Origin of the sequence: Yersinia sp. 2553 StPb PI (genome assembly GCF_052217105.1) — a bacterium.
GTDB lineage: Bacteria > Pseudomonadota > Gammaproteobacteria > Enterobacterales > Enterobacteriaceae > Yersinia > Yersinia enterocolitica_E.
This window is the reverse complement of the sequence record NZ_JAZGPX010000002.1, coordinates 1535057-1557437: the sequence shown is the minus strand read 5'-3', so window position 1 is coordinate 1557437 and position 22381 is coordinate 1535057. Positions and strand designations below refer to the sequence as shown.

Here is a 22381-nt window from a genome sequence, read left to right as displayed (position 1 = left end):
TTTATCCCCCAAAAAGGCGTTTCAGGAAGCCCTTCTTCTCTTCTTCGATGAAGCGGAAGGGGCGTTCTTCTCCTAGCAAACGGTCAACGGTATCGTCATAAGCTTTACCGGCATCTGACTCTTTGTCCAGAATCACTGGCTCGCCTTGGTTCGAGGCGCGCAATACAGATTGATCTTCTGGAATAACGCCAACCAGTGGGATCCTCAGAATATCGAGGACATCTTCCATGCTAAGCATATCGCCGCGATTAACACGCCCAGGATTGTAGCGGGTCAACAGCAGATGTTCTTTAATTGGATCCTGGCCATTCTCTGCGCGGCGCGACTTGGAGGACAGTATCCCGAGGATGCGGTCAGAGTCACGAACCGAGGAGACTTCAGGGTTAGTGGTAATAACGGCTTCGTCAGCAAAATAGAGCGCCATCAAAGCGCCGCTTTCGATACCCGCAGGGGAGTCGCATACCACAAACTCGAAATTCATATCGCCAAGATCGTTTAAAATCTTTTCAACACCCTCTTTGGTCAGGGCGTCTTTATCGCGCGTCTGAGAAGCCGGTAAAATGTACAGATTATCTGTACGCTTATCTTTTATTAATGCTTGGTTCAAAGTGGCATCACCTTGAATCACATTAACAAAATCATAAACTACCCGGCGTTCACATCCCATGATCAAGTCTAGATTCCGTAGGCCGATATCGAAATCGATAACGACGGTTTTTTTACCTTTTTGGGCCAAGCCGGTTGCGATAGCCGCGCTTGATGTGGTCTTGCCAACGCCCCCTTTACCCGATGTAACAACAATAATGCGTGCCATGAAATGGATTCCTTGTCAAAAGGGCTTAATTTAAAGGTTGTATAGTTAATGCGTTATCCAGCAGATGCAGACGTGCGGCCTGACCAAAATACTCACGCGGGATCTGGTCACTTAACCAGTACTGCCCCGCGATAGAGACGAGCTCAGCGCCTAAATGTGTGCAAAAAATCTGGCATTGGGCATCCCCGGATGCACCTGCTAGCGCACGGCCTCGCATCATTCCATAGATATGAATATTGCCGTCGGCAATTAATTCAGCACCGGCACTGACACTGCTGATAACAATCAAATCGCAATTACGGGCATAAATCTGTTGGCCGGAACGGACAGGTGTGTTGATGATACGTGTCTTGGTCGGCGCGTTTTCCGGCGGGCTGATAACGGGCTCGGGTACCATTTTCTGGCCTTTACCCTCACTCAATAACGGCAAACCTGCACGTGATATCGCCCGTTTTTGACGCTCATCCTGACAACCACTGATGCCAACAATACGCAGACCTGCTGAAGTGACAGCCTGTTGGAGATCTTTCCAGTTAGCACCGTTTGGTAACGTTGCAACGTTAATCACAACAGGGGCGTTTTTCAGGAAAGCGGGGGCTTGATCCACCTTTTCCTGCAATGCCTGACGGATTACCTCCGGTCGTGAATCGTGTAAATGAACGACCGATAGGGTAAAACTACTGCCTTTTAACTCAATTGGCGATTGTGACATCTATCCTGACTCAGTTTCAGCTACGTTTAATCCCCAAAATACCACTCGGGGTACAATATTCTGATGTTCCCAAGCATGTTATAGGTAATATAAAGATAAATCTATCCGTATCAATATATTGAAATCTTAAGGTCATAATGACTTCAATCTGACAAGAAATTACAGCATAACTTCCGCTTATTCGCTAGCCCTGACCTGCCTATATTTGGCGGTTATCACTCCCACCGTTAAATTGTGTATTTTTTCAACAAGCAAACATGCTGATGGCGGGTTTGACGTCGCCCATAAAAGTGACCATTTTTAATCAGAGATGAGTCATTTTTTTATCAGATGAAGTTGTTTTTTATAAAATAGAGTAATGACTCACCATTATTATCACTTTCAAGATGATGAAATAGAGATATTGAGTGTGGTTATTATCGACTTAGTGAAATACCTCACACTATTATTTCAGAGAAATCTCACCCAGTAATCTGTGTATCACCACATTGCCGCTGGCATGGGTAATTAAAGCTGAGTGATAAATGGCACTAATCAGTGCTATTTTTAATGATTCTATATTGAGAATGATAATCATTTTGTGATATTTTGCGGTTTCTGCATCAATCTATCTGAGGAACATCAACGATGAAAAGGAATTTCATCCCACTATCATTTATCTGTGTTATGGCTTTACCTGTTGCATTTACTGCATGGGCTGACTTTGGCTATCACGCCGAAATCCCAAAAGACAGTAAGGTTCCCACCGATTATCTTGAAAAACGTAAGGCGCTTGGATCGGTGGCGACAAGTGCTGAGTCATGGCAAAAGCAATTGGATGAGGAGAAAGCGCGGATAGATGCCGAAGCGGCAAAACGGGAAAACGAAAAGCAGGCTAAATGCCAACAGCAAGAACATTACCCAGCTCGGCGCGCCGAAAATGATAAACGTCAATATGCTGTATCTGATCCCTGTGCTAGCAGTATAGGCATCAATATCTATTGATATCCCAAGCATCTGAGCCAGGCTAGCGTGTTATAATACTATGCTAACTATACCCGTAATACTTCAAGCTGCATGTGCGTTGGCCGCCTTCTTGTAACTCGAATGATTTAGGGTATATACAGTCTCATTATTGAATTTATCAAATAGAGTCCAAACATGCTGTGTGCTATCTATAGAAGCCCGAAACGGGATCAAACCTACCTATATATTGAAAAGAAAGATGATTTTTCCAGAGTGCCGGCTGAATTACTTACCAGTTTTGGCAAGCCGCAATTTGCGATGCTGCTTTCATTAAATGAACGCAAAACGTTGGCGACAGCGGATGTCGAGAAGGTAAAAAGTGCACTCATTGAGCAGGGTTTTTATCTGCAAGTCCCACCGCCACTCGAAAGTTTGTTGAAAATGCACTTGGGCGATACTACCGTATAACGTTGATTTTCATCAAAACTGCCTACCGTGATGGCATCCATCACAACCCTAAGGTGGATGTCCATGTATCAGCCCCGGTTGATTTTATATTTCCAGCTTCCTCTCTGGTTGTTGTTTTACACAGGAATGCGTCGATGAAATTGTCAATGATTGCAGTTGCTCTGGTGACGCTCATCTCAGTGGGATGTGCCAATAAAAATGCTGCGGCCCCGATTGCGGCACCAACACCAGCAACCGCGCCACCAACCATGCTGGATTCACCACCGGCTGCGGCCAAGAACAGTACTAAAATGACATTATCCCAGCAAGGGCGTGATCCAGCGCAGTTTCCTGCTTATGTCGAACAATTAAAGGCCCAAGCTCGTGCAAAGGGGATCAGCGAGGCTACGCTTGATAAAGCGTTTGCCAATATTCATTTTGTTGACCGAGTCATTCAGTCAGACCGCAATCAGTTAGAAAAGAAAGTCACACTGGATGATTACCTGACCAGAGTTCTGACAGAGGCGAAAGTCGCGCAAGGTAAAGAGATTTATCAGCGCTATCAGCCTCAGTTATCACAAGTTACTGCGCGCTATGGTGTGCCTGAGCGTTACATCGTGGCGCTGTGGGGCATGGAAAGTGGGTTTGGCAAGTTTCAAGGTAAAGAGGATGTCATCTCTGCCTTATCCACCATGGCATTTGAAGGGCGGCGTGAGGCATTCTTCACTAAAGAGCTGATAGCTGCATTGCAAATCATTCAGCAAGGCAAAGTTGATGACCCCGAGTTGAAAGGATCATGGGCTGGTGCGATGGGGCAGAGTCAATTTATGCCTAGCTCTTTCCTGACCTATGGCGCTGACGGGGATGGCGATGGGAAAATTGATATTTGGAATAATATCGATGATGTCTTTGCTTCGACAGCTAACTATCTGTCTACTGAAGGTTGGAAACCGGGTGTTGATTGGGGCCAGGAAGCGACGCTGCCCGAAGGATTTGATATTAAGCTGGCGGGCTTAAAAGACAGCCAAGCCAAAAGCGTCGCCCAATGGCAGCAACTCGGGGTAATGGCGATACCCGGCGGTAACTTTGCCAACTCAGATCTCCGGGCTTGGGTCATCGTACCTGATGATGTGCAAGGGCGGGCGTTTCTGGTTTATGATAATTTTCGTACCATTATGCACTGGAACCGTTCTTACTATTTCGCTATTAGTATTGGTATGATGGCAGATAGCGTAAGTCAATAATGTCTGCGAACACCTAATCGTGGTATGACTTGGTTGTGTCGCTGCGGCAAGAGCCAATCAAGATGTAAATTCAGACAGGATGTTAATTCAGGAGAGGCAGTATGTATCAACATAGAGACTGGCAAGGGGCTTTGCTGGATTTTCCAGTGAGTAAAGTGGTTTGCGTTGGCAGTAACTATGCCGAACATATTAAAGAGATGGGGAGTACTGTGTCAGTTGAACCGGTGCTGTTTATTAAACCTGAAACAGCGCTATGTGATATTCGCCAGCCGGTATCGATCCCGAAAGAGTTCGGTGAGGTTCATCATGAAGTAGAATTAGCCGTTTTGATCGGTACTCCGTTAAAACAAGCCAGTGAAGACCGAGTGGCACGCGCAATCGCCGGTTACGGTGTCGCATTGGATTTGACACTGCGTGAGCTGCAATCTGGCTTGAAAAAGGCTGGTCAGCCGTGGGAGAAATCGAAAGCATTTGACGGTTCTTGCCCGATTTCCGGTTTTATACCGGTGGCGGAGTTTGGTGATGCGCAACAGGCTGACTTATCGCTTATCATTAACGATGAGGTCCGTCAGCAAGGCAACACGCGTGATATGATCACCCCCATCATTCCGCTAATCAGTTACATCAGCCGTTTCTTTACTTTGCGTGCTGGCGATATCATTCTGACGGGCACTCCACAGGGCGTCGGGCCGATGAAATCAGGCGATATGCTGAAAGTTATGCTAAATGGTAAAACGTTGAGTACCCGCATAATCTAAGAGCATCGCTGCCGCTTATGCCATCAGGCTGGGCGGCAACACTTGCATCTGACCGCCAAAGCGTCTATAACGACCCGCTCATTTATTCACACCGGATACCGATATGTCACAACTTCCTTTTTGGCAACAAAAAACACTCGCTGAAATGTCAGATAGTGAATGGGAATCACTGTGCGACGGATGCGGCCAATGTTGCTTGAATAAACTGATTGATGAGGACACGGATGAAATCTATTTCACCAATGTGGCCTGTGATCAGCTCAATCTCAAAACCTGCCAGTGCCGTAATTATGAGCGCCGCTTTGAATTAGAAGAAGACTGCATCAAGTTAACCCGAGAGAATTTGGTAACGTTTGAGTGGTTGCCACCCACCTGTGCTTATCGGATGGTGGGCGAGGGGCGTGGCCTGGCGAGTTGGCATCCACTGTTAGCCGGTTCAAAATCTGCGATGCACGGTGAGCGGATCTCGGTACGCCATATTGCCGTACGTGAGAGCGAGGTTATCGACTGGCAAGACCACATTTTGAATAAACCGCAGTGGGCCAGATAACCATTGATATATATGTAATTTATATTGAAGCCTCTCAGACAACAGATGCCTATTCAGACGCCAGATATGGCATACTAACGCCGAAATTTAACCAAGAAACTTAATAAAATGAAATATTCAACGTTGGCCGCTGTTATCATCGGCATATCTGCTACTTTAGGTAGCATTTCGCACCAGGTTCAGGCCGCTGGGGCCTCATTGATAAATCTTGATTGTAAATTGAAAGAGGGAGGCAGCCTGACCGCAGTGTTAGACGGCCCGAATCAGCAATTGACCATTGATAAATCAGTGTTCCAGTTTGTAAAAGTTAATCCAGAAGGTCAGGGCGAGGCGTTAATATTCCAAAATGCCAACAGCCAGGAGCAAGTTATTGCTTCTCTCAATATTTCCGCGCTGCCAATCCGTTTGGCGGTGGTTGATGGTGAGCAGGCTAATCAGTACATTTGTACCCATACCACAGCTTAACTAGTTTATAATCGAATTAAAATGAGGCTGCCTTATGGTGGCCTTTTTTCGTTGTATGACCATTTATGGCTGTAAATTTGATTAAACCACTGGATGGATTAGTCCTTAGTCGACGCTGAAGTTACCCACAAAGTAGTAATGTGAGTCCTCCATCTGGAGAGTTAAATAGCTTGATTGATAACACCGCGATAGTTTCTGCTTCTGCAATTATTGAGAAGGGTGCGGTGATTGGTGCGAATGTACAGATTGGTCACTTTTGTTACATTGGTTCTCAAGTCACTATTGGTTCCGGCACGGTGCTTAAATCGCATATTGTAATTAATGGTATTACCGAGCTTGGATGTGACAATAATATTGGACAATTTTCCTCTATTGGAGAGGTTAATCAGGATCTTAAGTACCAGGGGGAGCCTACCCAGGTTATCATTGGCGACCGCAATTTGATTCAGCAAAATGTCACGATACACCGTGGCACGGCTCAAGGACACGGTATAACACGTATCGGTAATGACAATAGTCTGATGAATCATGTGCATATTGGCCATGACTGCATTATCGGTAACCACTGCTTATTGGCGTCGAATGTAGGATTAGCCGGACATGTAGAGGTCGATAATTTCGCCATTATCTGCGCGGCCAGTGCTGTGCACCAGTTTTGTGTTATTGGCACCCATGCCTTGGTCAATGAAAGCGCCTGCGTGGTGCAGGATATCCCCCCTTATGTGATTGCGGGGGGTAATCGTGCCGTGCCGGTGGGTATCCGAGCAGCAGGAATGGGGGACGACTGGTTGAACAGTGATGATTGCCAAGCGGTTCAAAACGCCTATCAGCTTATTTACCATACCGGTAAGTTGGTGGCGGATGTCAGTCAGGACATTGAGGTTTTGGCCAGAGAATGGCAAATACTTCAGTCTTATAAATCTTTTTTCTCTCGCTCAGCGCGCGGGATCATCCGTTAATGCACTGTCATCCAAAAGAAATGGCACCCTGAGGTGCCATTGTCAGATAAAGATATGTTTGAAATTATCGACTAAACAGGTCACGTCTTTTCGGTTTAACGAATTGGCTGATCAGCACCAATACGCCAATCAATAAGTATGCAGCAAAGATACCGACCAACCATTGCGGCATTTCTAATGACATAAATGCCCATTGTTTTACCGAGCAATCACCACTGGCAACAAAAATAGCGGGCAGCCATTTGTCTAGTGGCAGCCATGACGGGAAGCTGACAAAGAAATCACAGGTCGTGAACGGTGAAGGATGGAGTTGCAGCATAGTGTGTACCCAGGCTAGCTGAACACCGCGCCATGCGCTGTAGATCCAGATAAAGATTGCCAGGTAGCGCAAGGGCGATTTAGGTGCAATGGCACCCAACAACGACGCACCGAGAATACCGAATAACGCAGCACGTTCGTAAATACACATTACACAAGGCTGTAACAACATCACGTGTTGAAAATAGAGTGCGACCAATTCTAGTGCAAGTGCAGTCAGGGCCATTAAAAGCCAAGCACCGCGCCCTTTAGAGCAGCGGTTAAGGAATTGCAACATATCTTTATTTTCCATGCAGTAAGCAATTGTACCGGCAGTGTAAACCAATTCATCTTTGCTGCCAGCCACCCAAAGGTAAAATTAGGCAAAAATCAGCTCTTTCTCGCGCGTGACAAGTTATCACAAGCCTGAATTTTACTTTGGGTGAGATATTTGGTTTGTTTTGCCAGCCCATAATCCCTCGAAGCTAATAACAGCCCCCGCGGCGACCAAAAGTGTAGGGCTGGCAGATACTATAATGCAAGCGATCAATGTGTGATGCTAGCTCCGGCTGCCAGATGAGGCAAACTTATCCAGCCACTTTGCATCATCCATTCGGTTATTGGCACTAATAAGTACTCCACGCCTAACAGACCGACGAGGGTCATCACAATAGTATAGGGGAGTGCCATATACACCATGCGCCCATAAGAAAGACGAATTAAAGGGGCCAGCGCGGAGGTTAGCAGGAACAGAAAAGCGGCTTGGCCGTTCGGTGTGGCAACTGAGGGGAGGTTGGTCCCGGTATTGATGGCAACAGCCAATAACTCAAATTGCTGAAGCGAAATAATACCGTGCTCAAATGCAGTGCGCGCCTCATTGATATAAACCGTACCGACAAATACATTGTCGGATACCGAAGAGAGTAAGCCATTAAACAGATAAAACAGTGATAACTGTGCTGATGGTGAAGATTGTAAAACAAACTGAATAATCGGTGAGAAGAGGCTCTGCTCAATAATGACGGCAACCACGGCAAAAAACACCGTGAGTAGGGCAGTAAAAGGCAATGCCTCCTGAAATGCCTTACCCAGTGCATGTTCATTGGTAATTCCGCAGAGGGAGGTGGCGAGTATAATCACCGATAATCCGACCAAGCCTACCTCGGCTAAATGCAGGGCCAATGCGAGCACCAACCAAACACCGATCAAGGCCTGAATCAGAAGCTTCACTTTCTCTTGCTTGCTCCGTTTCGCACTGGCTTGTTGATCATAGTCAGTCAAAACCTGACGAACGCGCTCGGGAAGCTGTGCACCATAACCAAACAGTTTAAAACGTTCTACCAGCAGACAAACCAATAATCCGCAACACAGGACGGGTAACGTCACGGGCAGCATGCGAATAAAGAAGTCGGTAAAGTTCCAACCGGCACTCTTAGCGATAATCAGGTTCTGCGGCTCGCCAACCATGGTCATTACGCCACCCAGCGCAGTACCCACACCCGCATGCATCATCAGGCTACGCAAGAAAGCGCGGAATTGCTCCAACGTTTTACGGTTTTCCTGATTATCGATCCAACTGTCGTCGGTGATATCTTTATCGGTATGGTTTGATGCAACATGATGATAGATAGTATAAAAACCAACAGAAACACTGATAACCACGGCGATTACAGTTAAGGCATCAAGGAATGCCGAAAGGAAGGCAGAGGCGACACAGAAGGCTAATGAAAGAACGATTTTTGAGCGAATGTTCAGCAGCAGTTTGGTAAATACAAACAGTAATAACTGCTTCATGAAATAGATACCTGCCACCATAAACACCAACAACAGCAGCACTTCCAGATTATTAGCAATTTCTTCTGCCACCTGATGTGGGCTGGTCATACCGATGGCAACGGCTTGAATGGCCAATAAACCCCCCGGTTGCAGTGGGTAACATTTTAGCGCCATAGCCAGTGTAAAGATAAATTCGACCACCAACATCCAGCCAGCAATAAATGGGCTGACAAAAAAGAATACCAGTGGGTTAATAATGAGAAACCCGATAATTGCCAGCTTGTACCAATCAGGTGAATTCCCCAGAAAATTCTTGAGTACAGCTTGTCTAATGGTCATATCCATTGTGAGTTACAGTCTCCTTATTAAAATTATTATGGTGCAATTACTGCCTAAAGTTACATTTTACCTTACGTCATTGCTCTAAAAGCAATACGTATAATCTGTACATCATTCCATCTGCGCAATTTTTGCAACTTTATGACTACTTTCACCATTTGTTCGGTCCTGATGCTATGTCACGATAGCGTCGTCTGGTATGATGAGCGCACTAAATTGCTGATATGTATCGCTACGGAACGTCAAAAATATGGTTATAAAGGCGCAAAGTCCTGCCGGTTTCGCGGAAGAGTATATTATTGAAAGTATTTGGAATAATCGCTTCCCTCCAGGCACTATTTTGCCCGCGGAGCGTGAACTTTCAGAGCTGATTGGAGTGACTCGCACTACATTGCGTGAAGTGTTACAACGCTTAGCCCGCGATGGCTGGCTCACTATTCAGCATGGTAAACCGACGAAAGTAAACAATTTTTGGGAAACGTCTGGTCTTAATATTCTGGAAACACTGGCGCGACTTGACCACGACAGCGTGCCACAATTGATAGACAACTTACTGGCAGTCAGAACAAATATCGCTACCATCTTCGTTCGCACGGCAATCCGTAATCATCCAGAGAAAGCACAGGAAATCCTGGCACAAGCTCAAACAGTTGATGATCACGCCGAGGCTTTCACCGCACTGGATTACGGTATTTTCCGTGGTTTGGCTTTTGCTTCGGGTAACCCTATTTATGGGTTGATCCTAAATGGCATGAAAGGGCTTTATACCCGGGTTGGGCGTTACTATTTCTCGAATCCTGAAGCCCGTAAGCTGGCACTGACTTTCTACAGCAAACTGTCAACGCTGTGTGATGAAAAAGCCCATGATCAGGTGTCAGAGTGCCTGAGAGCATACGGTAAAGAGAGTGGTGCTATTTGGCACAGCATGCAGGGCACGATGCCAAGTGATTTGGCCGAAGCACGCCGTTAGGCGAATATCGCGTAAAATTGCAACGCAAAAGGGGCATTAAATGCCCCTTTTTCATGGCAAGATGTAGCGCAATAGCTCGCGCGGTTATCCACCTCGTCTGCCCTGTGCTAGAGCTTATTGGCTCTTGGCGGCACGCTGTCGAGTAGCTCAATCGAGCCATCGTCATTCAGTTGTTCCATATGAATATCAAACCCCCATAGCCGGTGAATATGTTTCATCACTTGCTGACGGCTCTTATCCAGTGGTGCCCGATCATGAGGAATATAGCGCAGGGTCAGGGAGCGGTCTCCGCGCAGATCAACGTTCCATACCTGAATGTTTGGTTCGTGATTACTCAAGTTATATTGAGCAGACAATTCATTACGTATAGCCCGATAACCTTCTTCATTATGAATGGCTGAAATCTCCAGATAGTTATGCTTATCATCATCCAGCACGGTGAATAGCCGGAAGTCACGCATTACTTTCGGTGATAAGAACTGGCTGATGAAGCTTTCATCCTTAAAGTCGCGCATGGCAAAATGCAACGTATCCAACCAATCTTTACCGGCGATATCCGGGAACCAATAATAGTCCTCCTCAGTCGGTGATTGGCAAATACGCTTGATATCTTGGAACATGGCAAAGCCAAGGGCATACGGGTTAATACCGTTGTAATAAGGGCTGTTATACGGCGGTTGATACACAACGTTGGTGTGGCTGTGCAAGAACTCCATCATAAAGCGGTCAGTGACCTTACCCTCATCGTACAGATGGTTAAGAATGGTGTAATGCCAGAAGGTGGCCCAACCTTCATTCATCACTTGTGTCTGTTTTTGTGGATAAAAATATTGGCTGACTTTGCGGACTATTCGCAGCACTTCGCGTTGCCATGACTCCAGCAGCGGAGCATTTTTCTCCATGAAATAGAGCAGGTTCTCCTGCGGTTCACTGGGATAGCGTTGAGCCTGGGCTTGGACTTCCCCTCGATCCTTGCGCGGTAGGGTTTTCCACAACGAGTTGACCTGACTTTGCAGATACTCCTCGCGGCTTTTCTGCCGGGCGGTTTCCTCCACTAAAGAGATCTTTTGCGGACGTTTATAGCGGTCCACCCCATAATTCATCAGGGCATGACAGGAGTCGAGTAGCCGCTCTACTTCTTCCACCCCATAACGTTCCTCGCATTCACTGATGTAATGACGAGCAAACAACAAATAATCCACTATCGAACTGGCATCGGTCCAGGCTCGAAATAAGTAATTATTCTTAAAGAAAGAGTTATGTCCATAGCAGGCGTGAGCCATGACTAAGGCTTGCATGGTAATAGTATTTTCTTCCATTAAATAAGCGATGCAAGGATTGGAGTTAATCACAATCTCGTACGCTAATCCTTGCTGACCGTGCTTATATTTTTGCTCTGTTTCGATAAATTTCTTACCAAAAGACCAATGGGTATAGTTGATAGGCATACCGATACTTGAATAGGCATCCATCATCTGTTCGGAGGTAATAACCTCTATCTGGTGGGGGTAAGTATCTAGCCGGTAATGTTTTGCCACCCGGTCTATTTGGTCCAGATAGACCTGCAACAATTCAAATGTCCAGTCTGGGCCGTCAGTCAGGCGCTTATCTTGCGCGGTTTGTTTCGGTGTTGAAGTTGTCATAGCGCATCCTCACGGTTTTATAACCCTGCAAAATACTGGTCACTTCAATAATCCTAGCTCAAGATTAACAAGTTGAGGCATGGCAAGACCTTATGTCAATGAATATCCGCCATCTTTCAAACAACAGGTAGGTTGACTGCCGGTTCGTGCCAGAATCATTGCTGTCGTATCAGTCTGTACGATTAATTAGATTTTATAGATTATTATTCTGATTTATTGGTCTAATTATGGAATATAAAACTAGTAAAAGAGTCTTACACAACATGCCAATTATTCATGCTGCTAATTGTGGGTATTATGGCGCTTTCTCTCCTTTTAGACGTTTAATTGGGCAAAAATAGCATCTTATCGCTATTTTCCTAACGCTATTGAACTGAAAAGTAATTGCATTGTAAATTAATTGTGAATTAAGTCACGACCTGGCATTAATATGTTGGCTAGATTTTTCTGCTGAGTTAATTTTCTGTCAACAGAATATTATGCTTTAGGTGTTGTTTGGGGGGAGGAAGGTATGCGCATTGTCATTTTAGGAAGCGGTGTGGTGGGGGTAGCCAGTGCCTGGTACTTAGCCAAAGACGGGCATGATGTTACGGTGATTGACCGTCAGCAGGGGCCCGCGCAGGAAACCAGTGCCGGTAACGCAGGTCAGATATCGCCGGGATATGCGGCACCTTGGGCTGCGCCTGGGGTTCCTCTGAAGGCCATTAAATGGATGTTCCAACGCCATGCGCCGTTGGCAATCCACCTTGACGGCAGCAGCTTCCAGCTACGCTGGATGTGGCAGATGCTGAGAAACTGCGACACTTCCCACTACATGCTCAACAAAAGCCGTATGGTGCGTCTGGCAGAATACAGTCGCGACTGTTTAAAAGAGCTGCGTGAAGACACCGGTATTCAGTATGAAGGCCGTCAGGGGGGAACACTGCAACTGTTCCGTACCGAACAGCAATTTGATAACGCCGCCAAGGATATTGCGGTGTTAGATGATGCGGGGGTGCCATATTCACTGCTAACGGCTGATCAACTGGCAACAGTGGAACCGGCATTGGCGAAAGTAGCACATAAACTGACCGGTGGTTTACGTTTACCTAATGATGAAACCGGCGACTGCAAACTGTTTACTGAACGCTTAGCCCAAATGGCCGAGCGGGCTGGGGTTAAGTTTGTGTTCAATCGCTCGGTGGATAAATTGCTGGTGGACGGTGACCAAATCGCCGGTGTGCTGTGTGGCGACGATATTATTAACGCTGATGCCTATGTAGTGGCCTTCGGTGCTTACTCTACGGAGCTGTTAGCCGGGCTGGTCTCGATTCCTGTTTATCCACTAAAAGGTTATTCACTCACTATTCCTATTACAGATCCGGCCTCGGCACCTTTCTCCACCGTGCTGGATGAGACCTACAAGATTGCCATTACGCGCTTTGATGACAGGATTCGGGTTGGGGGGATGGCGGAAATCGTTGGATTTAATACTCAATTGGCACCAGCACGTCGTGAGACGCTGGAAATGGTGGTGGGTGATTTGTACCCTCATGGGGGCAATATCAGTCAGGCCACGTTCTGGACCGGGCTGCGCCCGATGACACCTGATGGTACGCCCATTGTCGGGCGAACCTCGCTTAAGAATCTCTATCTGAATACCGGCCATGGCACCTTGGGCTGGACCATGGCCTGTGGGTCGGGTCAATTATTGGCTGATATTATGTATGGGCGTCGCCCAGCGATTCTGGCGGATGATTTATCTGTCGCGCGTTATAGCGCGGGCTTTCGGCCACTGAATATCACGCCTTTACACGACATTCACCCTGTGCGCTAAAAGGCGCCGATTGATCATTACAGCCCACTGGCGGGCTGTAAATAATTGAATACCGCCCAAGAAGGAAAAAGCATGCCTCGCCCGATATCCGCTACGCTTCATTTATCTGCCTTACGCCATAACCTCAGTATTGTTCGCCGTCTTGCCGGGGCCGCTAAAATTTGGTCAGTGGTAAAAGCCAATGCCTACGGCCATGGTCTGGCCCGCATTTGGCAAGGGCTGGATGCAACCGATGGTTTTGCGTTATTGGATTTAAATGAAGCGATAATGTTGCGTGAACAGGGCTGGCAAGGGCCAATTTTGCTGCTTGAGGGGTTCTTTCGTGCGCAAGATATAGTCCTGATCGACCACTACCGGTTAACCACCGTGGTACACAGTGACTGGCAGCTTGACGCCATCAAAGCGGCGCGGCTGAGCACACCACTCGATATTTATTTAAAACTTAATAGCGGCATGAATCGCTTAGGTTTTCCCATCGGGCAGGCAGAGGCCATCTGGCAATGGGCTAACAGTATAAATAACATCGGCAAGGTGACGCTAATGAGCCACTTTGCCAATGCAGATAACCATATTGGTGCCAGCGAGCAATTCACGCAGATTCAGCAGGCCAGTGGGCATCTGGTGGCTGCGCGCAGCTTTGCCAACTCGGCGGCAATATTGCGCAATCCTGAAACCCACTTTGATTGGGTGCGGCCAGGTATTATCCTCTATGGCGCGTCACCCAGTGGTGATGTAAGCGATATCGCTGGCATTGGATTGCGCCCGGTAATGGAGCTGCACAGCGAAATTATCGCCATACAGACGCTCTCAGCAGGGCACAGTGTTGGCTATGGCAGCCGCTACAGTGCCACAGGCACACAGCGCATCGGTGTCGTCGCCTGCGGTTATGCTGATGGTTATCCACGGCTGGCTCCCAGCGGCACGCCCATCAGGGTGGATGGCATACTGACTCATACGGTGGGGTCGATTTCAATGGATATGCTAACCGTAGATTTGACACCCTGTCCGCAGGCGCAAATGGGGAGTAAAGTTGAGATCTGGGGGGATAATCTTCCTATCGATGATGTGGCGGCGGCGGCAGGCACCGTGGGGTATGAGTTGATGTGTGCACTGGCGAGTCGCGTTAGCGTCATCACCGAGCGCACTTAGGTTGTTTTTAGTTTATTTTCTGCAAGTTACCACGGACATGCTTACTGGCACGGCGTGCCTGCCAAGCCAGTAGACACCCTGCCAGCATTACGATGGCGAGTGATAATTTAGGCTCAATTGGTAAGGACATTGCCAGCAAGCCTAATCCAGCTCCCCCGGCCATTTGCACAAAACCCACCAGCGCGGAGGCGACACCGGCTTCATTGGCATAGGGCTCCAATGCATAACTGGTGGCTGGCCCCATCATAAAGGCTAAACCGGCACAGGCACTGGCAACGGGTAACATATACACCAGCCAGTGTTGCTGTATTTCTGCCGACAGTTGCGTCAGACCAAATAATAACCCTAGACACCCCAGCGCCATCAACAGGCTGCCGGTCATCAGGCAGGTAGGGCGGCCGATTTTTTGGATAATACGGTTAGCAATAAAACTGACCGCCATGATCCAAAAGCCATTGGCACCGAACACCAGTGAGAACTGTAATGGACTGAGTCCTGCGCCCACCATCAATACGTTGGGTGCCAGCGAGACATAAGTTAAGGCCATGCCCATAGCGCCCGCGTTCACCAGTGCGAAAATCAGAAAACGGTCATCACGTAAGATGCGCAGATAGTTCTTTATCGGCAAGCCCTTAACGGCTTGGGTACCCGCTGGCCGTGTTTCTGGCAGGAAGATAATTATCAGAATTAATACCAGCAAGCCATATAACGCCAGGAACCAGAATGGGGCGCGCCAGCCAAAGGCTTCCGCCAATAAACCACCGAGCAAGGGGGCCAATGCGGGTACGATATTTAACGTCCCATTAAGGAAACCAAAAGCGCGCGCGGCCTCATTACCGTTGAGGCGGTCACGCACCCCACTGAATGCCACCACCGCAGTACAGCAAACAGCGACACCTTGTAACAGGCGAGAACTGACAAACATCAGCGGGCTGACTGCCAGTGCAGCCATCGCGGCCCCCAGCATGTAGAGAATAATACCGATGATGGCTATGGGTTTACGCCCATACTTATCGACTAATGGCCCAGCAATCAGCTGACCAATACCCAGTACCAGAATAAACAAGGCAATAGTGGATTGAATCAGCGACTCGCTACTGTTTAGCCCCTTGGCTATCGCGGGAATCGTGGGTAAGTAGAGGTCGATGCCCAATGGGCCGAGCAGAATCAGGCTTAACAGCAGAAAAAGAAATTTTTGCATAACAAAAAAACAACATCCAGATTGCAAAGGCGACAAGAATAAAGAATTTATCGACGAAAGAAAAGGTTAGCCATAGCCAACCAAACGATAGTGACAATGTCACCTATTGGTGTTCTAAATCGACTAATAGGGTACTACAACTAATAATTAATCTCTTGTTATTGATTAGCTACTGCTACTAGTCGTGCGATGCTCTAACCACTGTTCTAGTTTCACGGCAGGTAATGCCTCGGAAAAAAGAAAACCTTGGCCTATTTGATAACCTTGGCGGCTCAATAATGTACGTTGCGCCTCGTTTTCTACCCCTTCGACAATCACTGATAGTTGCAAACTTTCACCAATACGGATCACCGCCTCACTTAACGTTCGGCTGGTTTCGTCATGCTCAAGATCATGGACAAAACTTTTATCCAGTTTGATTTCATCAAGATCCAAATGGCGCAGATAACTCAGACTGGAATAGCCGGTACCAAAGTCATCCATTGATAAACGCACGCCCAGTCGATGAATTTTTTCTATAGTGGCAAAAATCGCCGGATTATTTGCAATTAATATGTCTTCGGTGATTTCCAGCGTGAGATCCTGCGGCGGCAAGTGGTAATGCTGCAAGATATGTAAAATCATGTCCGGCAAGCCTGGATTATGGAAATTGGTCGGCGATAAGTTCACTGAAACCGAGGGCACATCAATACTCCGTAAACGCCAGTCCGCCAACTGTTGACAAGCCGTCTCAATCGCCCACAGAGCCAGTTCGTTGATCAGCCCGCACTCTTCAGCAATAGGAATAAAACGCTGTGGAGGAATGTTCCCCAGTATGGGGTGAACCCAGCGACTAAGGGCTTCCACACCATATAGGTGCCCATCTTTTAACATCACTTGTGGTTGATAAAATAACTCAAGAGACCCGATATGAAATGCATGACGCAGAGCATCTTCCATATCCTGGCGCTGTTGATTGAGATTATTCATCTCTGCACTGAAGAAATTGAAATGACCATGTCCCATATTCTTGGCTTTATGCATGGCAATGTCGGCGTGATTCATCAGCGCATCCATTTCTAAACCATTCTCAGGATACAAACTGATCCCGACACTGGCCGAAGGAATAATATTGACGTTGGCTATCTGACAGGGCTGAGACAGCAGACTGAGCATTTTCTCAACTTTCACGGTAGCCTGCTGCATGGTGCAGGGGGCTAAAATGATAATAAACTCGTCGCCCGATAAGCGGCCGATAATGTCACTTTTTGGCATGTCGTTGCGCAACCGTTGGGCAATCAAGGCAAGTAATTCATCACCGGCGGCCAGGCCGAGTGAATCATTAACTTGTTTAAAACGGTCCAGATTAATGATTAATACTGCCAGTGTGTAATCCATTTCAGCGGCAAGGGCGATAGCTTGTTTGGCATAAACCAGAAACTGAGTGCGGTTAGGCAAGCCAGTCAGGGAATCATAAAAAGCCAAATGCTGAATTTGCTGACGTGATTGCTCCCGTTCCATCGCCAATGAGCACAAATTTGCGATTAATTTGACCAACTGATGGTGGAACTCGCTGGGGCCTTGCACTTCTTTGTAGTAAAAGGCAAATGTGCCCAGAACATCCCCCTGGCTTGACAGAATAGGCGTCGACCAACAAGCTAACAAACCATGGGGTAGAATTAGGTGCCGATAGTTCTCCCATAATGGGTCAGTGGCAATATCATGGACTTCAACCGGTTCTTTACGAAATGCGGCGGTGCCACATGAGCCAGATACCGGGCCAATAGGCACACAGGCCAGCGCCGCAGTATAAATCAGGGGTAGGTTGGGTGCTGCGAGATGGCTGAGGTAGTTGTGCCCGCTGGCTTGCAAAATACTGGCGGTCACCTCGGGGGCAATCCGCTCAACTTCGCGGCACAGCAAAGACATCACTTCTTCCAGTGGCAGCTCTTTAACCAGTGCTTCCAGCACCTTATATTGCAACACTTCATACATTTTGGTCAGCGTGATATCAGTCAACACACCAATGCTATAACTCGGTTTACCCTGCTCATCAACTAGCGAGTTGATAATGGCGGAACACCAATGCGGCTGTTTGTCTTTGCTGTAGAATAACTCTTTGGGTAGTAATTGCTGATGTGAATTTGGCGAAGTGGAATCAATTAACCCCAGTTGTTCAGGATGTGCACTCTGGAGTAAATCGACCATGCTCTGGCCCAGAGCCTGTTCGGGTGTATAACCGAATAACTTAGTAAAACCTTGATTAATATAAACTGCTTGTTGCCCGTGATCACTATTAGCGGCAATAAACATTGCGCTGTCGCTGCGATCAGTTAATTGGGTTAAAAGTTCTACCCACTCTTGAGTGGCTTTTTGTTGCTCAATTAAAAAAGTAATGTCCTTAGCAATTTTCACCATCCGGGTAACGCTACCCCCTGGGCCTGGTACCGGTTGATAGATGGCGGCCAGCCAGACCGTGGATCCGTCTTTGTGCAATCGTTCAAAACGGCCCTCAACGGACTTCCCCGCCAGTAAAGATTTCTTCAGTGTCTGATACTCGTCGCTACTGGCATATTGTGGATGGCAAAACATAAGATGATGTTGACCAATGACTTCATCACGTTGATAGCCAAAATAATCAAGGTAGTTTTGATTAACCGCAATTATGCGACTGTTGAGATCAAACTCAATGATGGCTAATGAGCGGTCCAATGCACTTAATAACGCACTACTTTCGTCGTATTCAGACTGCGTGGCATCCTGCGATGCTGCTGTTTTTTTGGGCTTCATGATGAATTCCTATGTAAAAGAAGCGCTTGGCAGTCGTATTACGTAAATGAATTACCACTGTAACCATTGGATAGCACTATTTTTAAATAAATAAAATAGGATAAATGACAAATATTCCAATACGAATTAATAGCATCAAGATTAAAAAAATACGGCCGTCTTATTTAAGCTGGTGGTATTTCAATACATCGCTCTGTGTCCACACCATGAACATCATTGTGTTAATCAGCCAGTGATAAATAGAGGAATAAGTAATATTAAGTTTAGTCGATATCCAGATAGCTAAATGTGGGATTGATTGCTGGCACGTGACAGCAATCAATCTATTTCCGACTAAGGTCTATTTTTAAACGGTGGGATGCTTTGCTGGAAGGTAACCGGCCATTACCTGACAAAAACCTCGTCAGGCAATGGCGGATAGATAAAGGGTTATGAGTGGGTATCCATTGAGCCAAAACGACCGCCGTTAAAATCAGCGATGGCCTCGATTATCTGCTGCTGAGTGTTCATCACAAATGGCCCGTGACCGATAATAGGTTCATCAATCGGCTCACCACTCAGTAGCAACAGCACTGCATCATTATTGGCCTCAATAGTTACATTGCTGCCAGCCGCATCCAGTAATACCATTTCGGCATCGCGGGCAACGGCATCGCCATTGACCAATACGGTACCACGCAACACAATTAATGCCGTGTTCCAGCCAATAGGCAGTGAAAATTCCGTACTTTTACCCTGATTCAGCCGTATATCCCAGACGTTTAGTGGTGAGAATGTCTGAGCAGGGCCATTTTTACCTGCATACTCACCGGCTATCACCCGCAGGCTGCCAGCATCTTCAGCTAGCACTACCTGAGGAATAGTTTCACTGCGAATGGCCTGATAACCAGGATCTGCCATTTTGTTTTTTGCGGGCAGATTGACCCACAATTGCACCATTTCAAAGGCACCGCCACGTTGTGCGAACATATCTGAATGAAACTCTTCATGCAGAATCCCGCCACCTGCCGTCATCCACTGCACGTCACCAGGGCCAATAACGCCGCCTTTGCCGGTGGAGTCCCGATGTTCAACTTCGCCGTGATAAACGATGGTGACAGTTTCAAAACCACGATGCGGGTGTTGCCCGACCCCCCGGCGATGTTTGGTCGGGGTAAAATCCATCGGCCCGGCATAGTCCAGCAGCAGGAACGGGCTGAGCTGTTTACCATGGCTTTGATATGAAAACAGTGAGCGAACCGGAAAACCATCTCCCACCCAATGCTGGCGAGGTGCGCGATAAATACCTTGAACTTTTTTCATCGTAAACTCCTTACAAACATCATCAATGAGGTATTGCAGCCCGGTACAACCTCTGGCCGGGCTTCATGTTGGATAAAGTATATAATTAGGATAATTTAAGCAGTAGATAGCAAAATTAGTTATCACTGTTCTATTATCAGAACAATGATGACGTTATCTTTGGCAAGTAATACAGAGGCAGGTTATGCAAGATCTTAATGATCTCTACTATTACGCAGAAGTGGTGGAACACGGTGGATTCAGTGCTGCCGCGCGGGTATTGGGTTTGCCAAAATCAAAACTGAGCCGACGGCTGGCATTGTTGGAATAGCGATTGGGCGTGCGTTTAATTCAGCGTTCAACCCGCCGTTTTGCGGTTACCGAGGTGGGGCGTACCTACTACGAACACTGTAAAGCGATGCTGGAAGAGGCCAACGCCGCTCAGGAATCAATTGACTTAACACGGGCAGAACCCCGTGGTGTGGTGCGCATCACCTGCCCAGTGGCGCTATTACAGGCCACAGTTAGCACCATGCTGGCGGATTTCATGGTCAGTTGTCCTTTGGTGACGATTTATCTTGAATCGACCAATCGACAAGTGGACCCGATTGCTGAAGCCATTGATATTGCCATTCGGGTTCGGCCACCGCCGTTGCAAGACAGTGATTTGGTGTTGAAGGTGTTGGGTAACCGTTGTCAGTGTCTGGTGGCCAGCCCGGATTTGGTGGCACGACAAGGTATCGTCAATGTTCCGGCAGATCTGACTGGCTGGCCAAGTCTTGGCTTGGGCCGCGCGCCCCAAGAATTTATCTGGCATTTAGCCGGACCAGAGGGCGCGCATGCCGCGATTTATCACCAGCCCAGATTGGTGACGGCCGACATGACAACGCTTCGTAGCGCAGCACTGAGTGGTGTCGGGGCAGTACAGCTCCCGGTTATGATGGTGGCAGATCAACTGATGGCCGGAACGCTGATTCGCTTATTACCGGATTGGGTATTACGCCATGAGATTATTCATGCGGTATATCCATCACGGCGGGGATTACTGCCGTCTGTTCGCAGTGTGCTTGATCATCTGGCGTTGCGGTTTAGCCAACTCGAAGACCAATAGCCAAGCCTTTGCATAGCTGAGCCGCGGGTAACGCGGCAAGTTATACCGACTCAATGCTTGTGGCGGTGATGTGAATCCGGGTAATGCGGGTGAGAGTGTGCCAGTGGCTGATGTTGATGGCGATGCTTATGCGCCACACCGACTGTCACAGGGAAATCATGTGCATGTTGATGATGTGCGTCATGGTGATGTTCATGTTCATGCAGCAATTCATCATGGATATGCTGATGGGCATGCTGTTCAGTGAGATGCAATGCGATCCCTACAGCCATCAGGAGACCCGCCACGACGAGTGGTATAGTGACAGTGTCACCCATAATAACGGCCAATACAGCCCCTAAAAATGGGGCAATAGAGAAATAAGCACCAGTACGAGCAGTGCCAAGATGGCGCAGGCCGATAACAAAGAGTGCCAAACTCACGCCATAGGCAAAAAATCCTACCAGAAGGGCACCGGCCAGATTTGTCAGTGGTGGCAATGTTGCGCCGAGGACAAAAGCCAGCCCGAGATTGACGATACCGGCAACCAGTCCTTTGACTGACGCAATCCAGGTGGCATCCGTCAATGAAACCTTACGGGTCAGATTGTTATCAATCCCCCAGGCAAAGCAAGCACCCAGAATTGCCAGTGTTGGCCACCATCCGGCAAAACGCGCTTCACCCGGCCAACTTAAAATAGCTGCACCGGCCACAATCACTATCATGCCAAGGGCGATGCGACGGTCAAAATTCTCTTTAAACGCGAACCAGGCCAGTAGGGCGGTAAATACCCCTTCGGCATTAAGCAATAATGATGCGCCAGATGCAGGCATACCCGTTAGCCCTATCATCAGCAGAACCGGGGCAACAATCCCTCCAGCCGTAATGGCACCAATAAACCACCGCCGTTCGTTGCGAGGTAGGCTCACGGCTGTTGCTTGGGTGAGCAGACGATAGAGCGCCAGACCGGCACCTGAGCCAAAATAGAGCAGGCCCGCCAGTAGCCATGGACTGACCGTATTGAGTAACTGTTTTGCCAGCGGGGTTCCGGCACCAAACAGCACCGCAGCACTTAATGCGGCTAATACACCGGGCTGTCGTAATCCATCATGCCATTTCATCGATTCAACTCTGAAAATAAGGTCGTAGTGGCAAT

Annotated in this window: 19 protein-coding genes and 1 pseudogene; 11 read left to right on the top strand and 9 right to left on the bottom strand. The window is 47.6% G+C overall.

Features of this window, described 5'->3' with window-relative positions:
• Position 1: 1 nt before the first annotated feature.
• Complete coding sequence (minD, locus tag V2A84_RS08410) at positions 2-814, bottom strand: septum site-determining protein MinD (RefSeq protein WP_005190923.1); 813 nt, start codon at positions 812-814, stop codon at positions 2-4.
• 25 nt (positions 815-839) lie between these two features.
• Positions 840-1526, bottom strand: a complete 687-nt coding sequence (gene minC, locus V2A84_RS08405) for a septum site-determining protein MinC (RefSeq protein ID WP_442848698.1) — start codon at positions 1524-1526, stop codon at positions 840-842.
• A 627-nt stretch (positions 1527-2153) separates the two neighbouring features.
• Here minC and V2A84_RS08400 point away from each other — a divergent pair.
• The 7 genes from V2A84_RS08400 (at position 2154) to lpxA (ending at position 6894) form a co-directional block, all read left to right on the top strand.
• Positions 2154-2510: a hypothetical protein gene (locus tag V2A84_RS08400; protein WP_193784668.1), complete on the top strand. Its 357-nt coding sequence runs from the start codon at positions 2154-2156 to the stop codon at positions 2508-2510.
• 156 nt (positions 2511-2666) lie between these two features.
• A complete protein-coding gene (locus tag V2A84_RS08395; RefSeq protein ID WP_083158984.1) occupies positions 2667-2939 on the top strand; it encodes a YcgL domain-containing protein in 273 nt (90 codons plus the stop codon).
• Positions 2940-3073: 134 nt separating this feature from the next.
• Positions 3074-4162, top strand: a complete 1089-nt coding sequence (locus V2A84_RS08390) for a lytic murein transglycosylase (RefSeq protein ID WP_193784667.1) — start codon at positions 3074-3076, stop codon at positions 4160-4162.
• Between the two features lie 101 nt (positions 4163-4263).
• Positions 4264-4920 carry a fumarylacetoacetate hydrolase family protein gene (locus V2A84_RS08385; protein ID WP_083158983.1) on the top strand — a complete coding sequence of 219 codons (657 nt, stop codon included), beginning with the start codon at positions 4264-4266 and terminating at the stop codon, positions 4918-4920.
• 103 nt (positions 4921-5023) lie between these two features.
• Complete coding sequence (locus tag V2A84_RS08380) at positions 5024-5470, top strand: YcgN family cysteine cluster protein (RefSeq protein WP_005190942.1); 447 nt, start codon at positions 5024-5026, stop codon at positions 5468-5470.
• 108 nt (positions 5471-5578) lie between these two features.
• On the top strand, positions 5579-5935 hold the full coding sequence (locus V2A84_RS08375) for a hypothetical protein (RefSeq protein ID WP_083158982.1): 357 nt from the start codon (positions 5579-5581) through the stop codon (positions 5933-5935).
• 170 nt (positions 5936-6105) lie between these two features.
• A complete protein-coding gene (lpxA, locus tag V2A84_RS08370) occupies positions 6106-6894 on the top strand; it encodes an acyl-ACP--UDP-N-acetylglucosamine O-acyltransferase (protein ID WP_083158981.1) in 789 nt (262 codons plus the stop codon).
• 64 nt (positions 6895-6958) lie between these two features.
• Here lpxA and dsbB read toward each other — a convergent pair whose 3' ends face one another.
• Positions 6959-7489, bottom strand: a complete 531-nt coding sequence (dsbB, locus tag V2A84_RS08365; RefSeq protein ID WP_032907594.1) for a disulfide bond formation protein DsbB — start codon at positions 7487-7489, stop codon at positions 6959-6961.
• Positions 7490-7737: 248 nt separating this feature from the next.
• Positions 7738-9312, bottom strand: coding sequence for a sodium/proton antiporter NhaB (nhaB, locus tag V2A84_RS08360; protein ID WP_083158980.1), 1575 nt, complete (start codon positions 9310-9312; stop codon positions 7738-7740).
• 244 nt (positions 9313-9556) lie between these two features.
• Here nhaB and fadR point away from each other — a divergent pair, with 244 nt between their 5' ends.
• Positions 9557-10276, top strand: coding sequence for a fatty acid metabolism transcriptional regulator FadR (gene fadR / locus V2A84_RS08355; RefSeq protein ID WP_083158979.1), 720 nt, complete (start codon positions 9557-9559; stop codon positions 10274-10276).
• Between the two features lie 107 nt (positions 10277-10383).
• Here fadR and V2A84_RS08350 read toward each other — a convergent pair whose 3' ends face one another.
• Entirely contained in the window at positions 10384-11919 is a 1536-nt protein-coding gene (locus V2A84_RS08350; RefSeq protein WP_083158978.1) for a SpoVR family protein, read from the bottom strand.
• Positions 11920-12430: 511 nt separating this feature from the next.
• Here V2A84_RS08350 and V2A84_RS08345 point away from each other — a divergent pair.
• On the top strand, positions 12431-13735 hold the full coding sequence (locus V2A84_RS08345) for a D-amino acid dehydrogenase (RefSeq protein ID WP_083158977.1): 1305 nt from the start codon (positions 12431-12433) through the stop codon (positions 13733-13735).
• Positions 13736-13807: 72 nt separating this feature from the next.
• Positions 13808-14884, top strand: a complete 1077-nt coding sequence (dadX, locus tag V2A84_RS08340; RefSeq protein WP_372569135.1) for a catabolic alanine racemase DadX — start codon at positions 13808-13810, stop codon at positions 14882-14884.
• Positions 14885-14891: 7 nt separating this feature from the next.
• Here the strand turns inward: dadX and V2A84_RS08335 are convergent, their stop codons facing one another.
• From V2A84_RS08335 to V2A84_RS08325, 3 genes are all read right to left on the bottom strand, one after another.
• Positions 14892-16085 carry a Bcr/CflA family efflux MFS transporter gene (locus V2A84_RS08335; protein ID WP_083158975.1) on the bottom strand — a complete coding sequence of 398 codons (1194 nt, stop codon included), beginning with the start codon at positions 16083-16085 and terminating at the stop codon, positions 14892-14894.
• A gap of 165 nt (positions 16086-16250) precedes the next feature.
• Entirely contained in the window at positions 16251-18854 is a 2604-nt protein-coding gene (locus V2A84_RS08330) for a bifunctional diguanylate cyclase/phosphodiesterase (protein WP_083158974.1), read from the bottom strand.
• A gap of 429 nt (positions 18855-19283) precedes the next feature.
• Positions 19284-20156, bottom strand: coding sequence for a pirin family protein (locus tag V2A84_RS08325; protein ID WP_083158973.1), 873 nt, complete (start codon positions 20154-20156; stop codon positions 19284-19286).
• Between the two features lie 184 nt (positions 20157-20340).
• On the opposite strand from V2A84_RS08325, the pseudogene V2A84_RS08320 reads away from it, so the two are divergent.
• A pseudogene (locus tag V2A84_RS08320) lies at positions 20341-21246 on the top strand (LysR family transcriptional regulator).
• Between the two features lie 50 nt (positions 21247-21296).
• Here the strand turns inward: V2A84_RS08320 and V2A84_RS08315 are convergent.
• Positions 21297-22346: a DMT family transporter gene (locus tag V2A84_RS08315; protein WP_083158971.1), complete on the bottom strand. Its 1050-nt coding sequence runs from the start codon at positions 22344-22346 to the stop codon at positions 21297-21299.
• Positions 22347-22381: the final 35 nt, after the last annotated feature.

Bases quoted from the DNA above. Each gene is read 5' to 3' on its own strand.
- V2A84_RS08330 (WP_083158974.1), bottom strand. From the start codon at position 18,854: ATGAAGCCCAAAAAAACAGCAGCATCGCAGGATGCCACGCAGTCTGAA.
- V2A84_RS08350 (WP_083158978.1), bottom strand. From the start codon at position 11,919: ATGACAACTTCAACACCGAAACAAACCGCGCAAGATAAGCGCCTGACT.
- V2A84_RS08390 (WP_193784667.1), top strand. From the start codon at position 3,074: ATGAAATTGTCAATGATTGCAGTTGCTCTGGTGACGCTCATCTCAGTG.
- minC (WP_442848698.1), bottom strand. From the start codon at position 1,526: ATGTCACAATCGCCAATTGAGTTAAAAGGCAGTAGTTTTACCCTATCG.
- V2A84_RS08385 (WP_083158983.1), top strand. From the start codon at position 4,264: ATGTATCAACATAGAGACTGGCAAGGGGCTTTGCTGGATTTTCCAGTG.
- V2A84_RS08345 (WP_083158977.1), top strand. From the start codon at position 12,431: ATGCGCATTGTCATTTTAGGAAGCGGTGTGGTGGGGGTAGCCAGTGCC.
- fadR (WP_083158979.1), top strand. From the start codon at position 9,557: ATGGTTATAAAGGCGCAAAGTCCTGCCGGTTTCGCGGAAGAGTATATT.
- V2A84_RS08325 (WP_083158973.1), bottom strand. From the start codon at position 20,156: ATGAAAAAAGTTCAAGGTATTTATCGCGCACCTCGCCAGCATTGGGTG.
- V2A84_RS08395 (WP_083158984.1), top strand. From the start codon at position 2,667: ATGCTGTGTGCTATCTATAGAAGCCCGAAACGGGATCAAACCTACCTA.
- V2A84_RS08400 (WP_193784668.1), top strand. From the start codon at position 2,154: ATGAAAAGGAATTTCATCCCACTATCATTTATCTGTGTTATGGCTTTA.
- minD (WP_005190923.1), bottom strand. From the start codon at position 814: ATGGCACGCATTATTGTTGTTACATCGGGTAAAGGGGGCGTTGGCAAG.
- nhaB (WP_083158980.1), bottom strand. From the start codon at position 9,312: ATGGATATGACCATTAGACAAGCTGTACTCAAGAATTTTCTGGGGAAT.
- V2A84_RS08315 (WP_083158971.1), bottom strand. From the start codon at position 22,346: ATGAAATGGCATGATGGATTACGACAGCCCGGTGTATTAGCCGCATTA.
- V2A84_RS08375 (WP_083158982.1), top strand. From the start codon at position 5,579: ATGAAATATTCAACGTTGGCCGCTGTTATCATCGGCATATCTGCTACT.
- dsbB (WP_032907594.1), bottom strand. From the start codon at position 7,489: ATGTTGCAATTCCTTAACCGCTGCTCTAAAGGGCGCGGTGCTTGGCTT.
- V2A84_RS08380 (WP_005190942.1), top strand. From the start codon at position 5,024: ATGTCACAACTTCCTTTTTGGCAACAAAAAACACTCGCTGAAATGTCA.
- dadX (WP_372569135.1), top strand. From the start codon at position 13,808: ATGCCTCGCCCGATATCCGCTACGCTTCATTTATCTGCCTTACGCCAT.
- V2A84_RS08335 (WP_083158975.1), bottom strand. From the start codon at position 16,085: ATGCAAAAATTTCTTTTTCTGCTGTTAAGCCTGATTCTGCTCGGCCCA.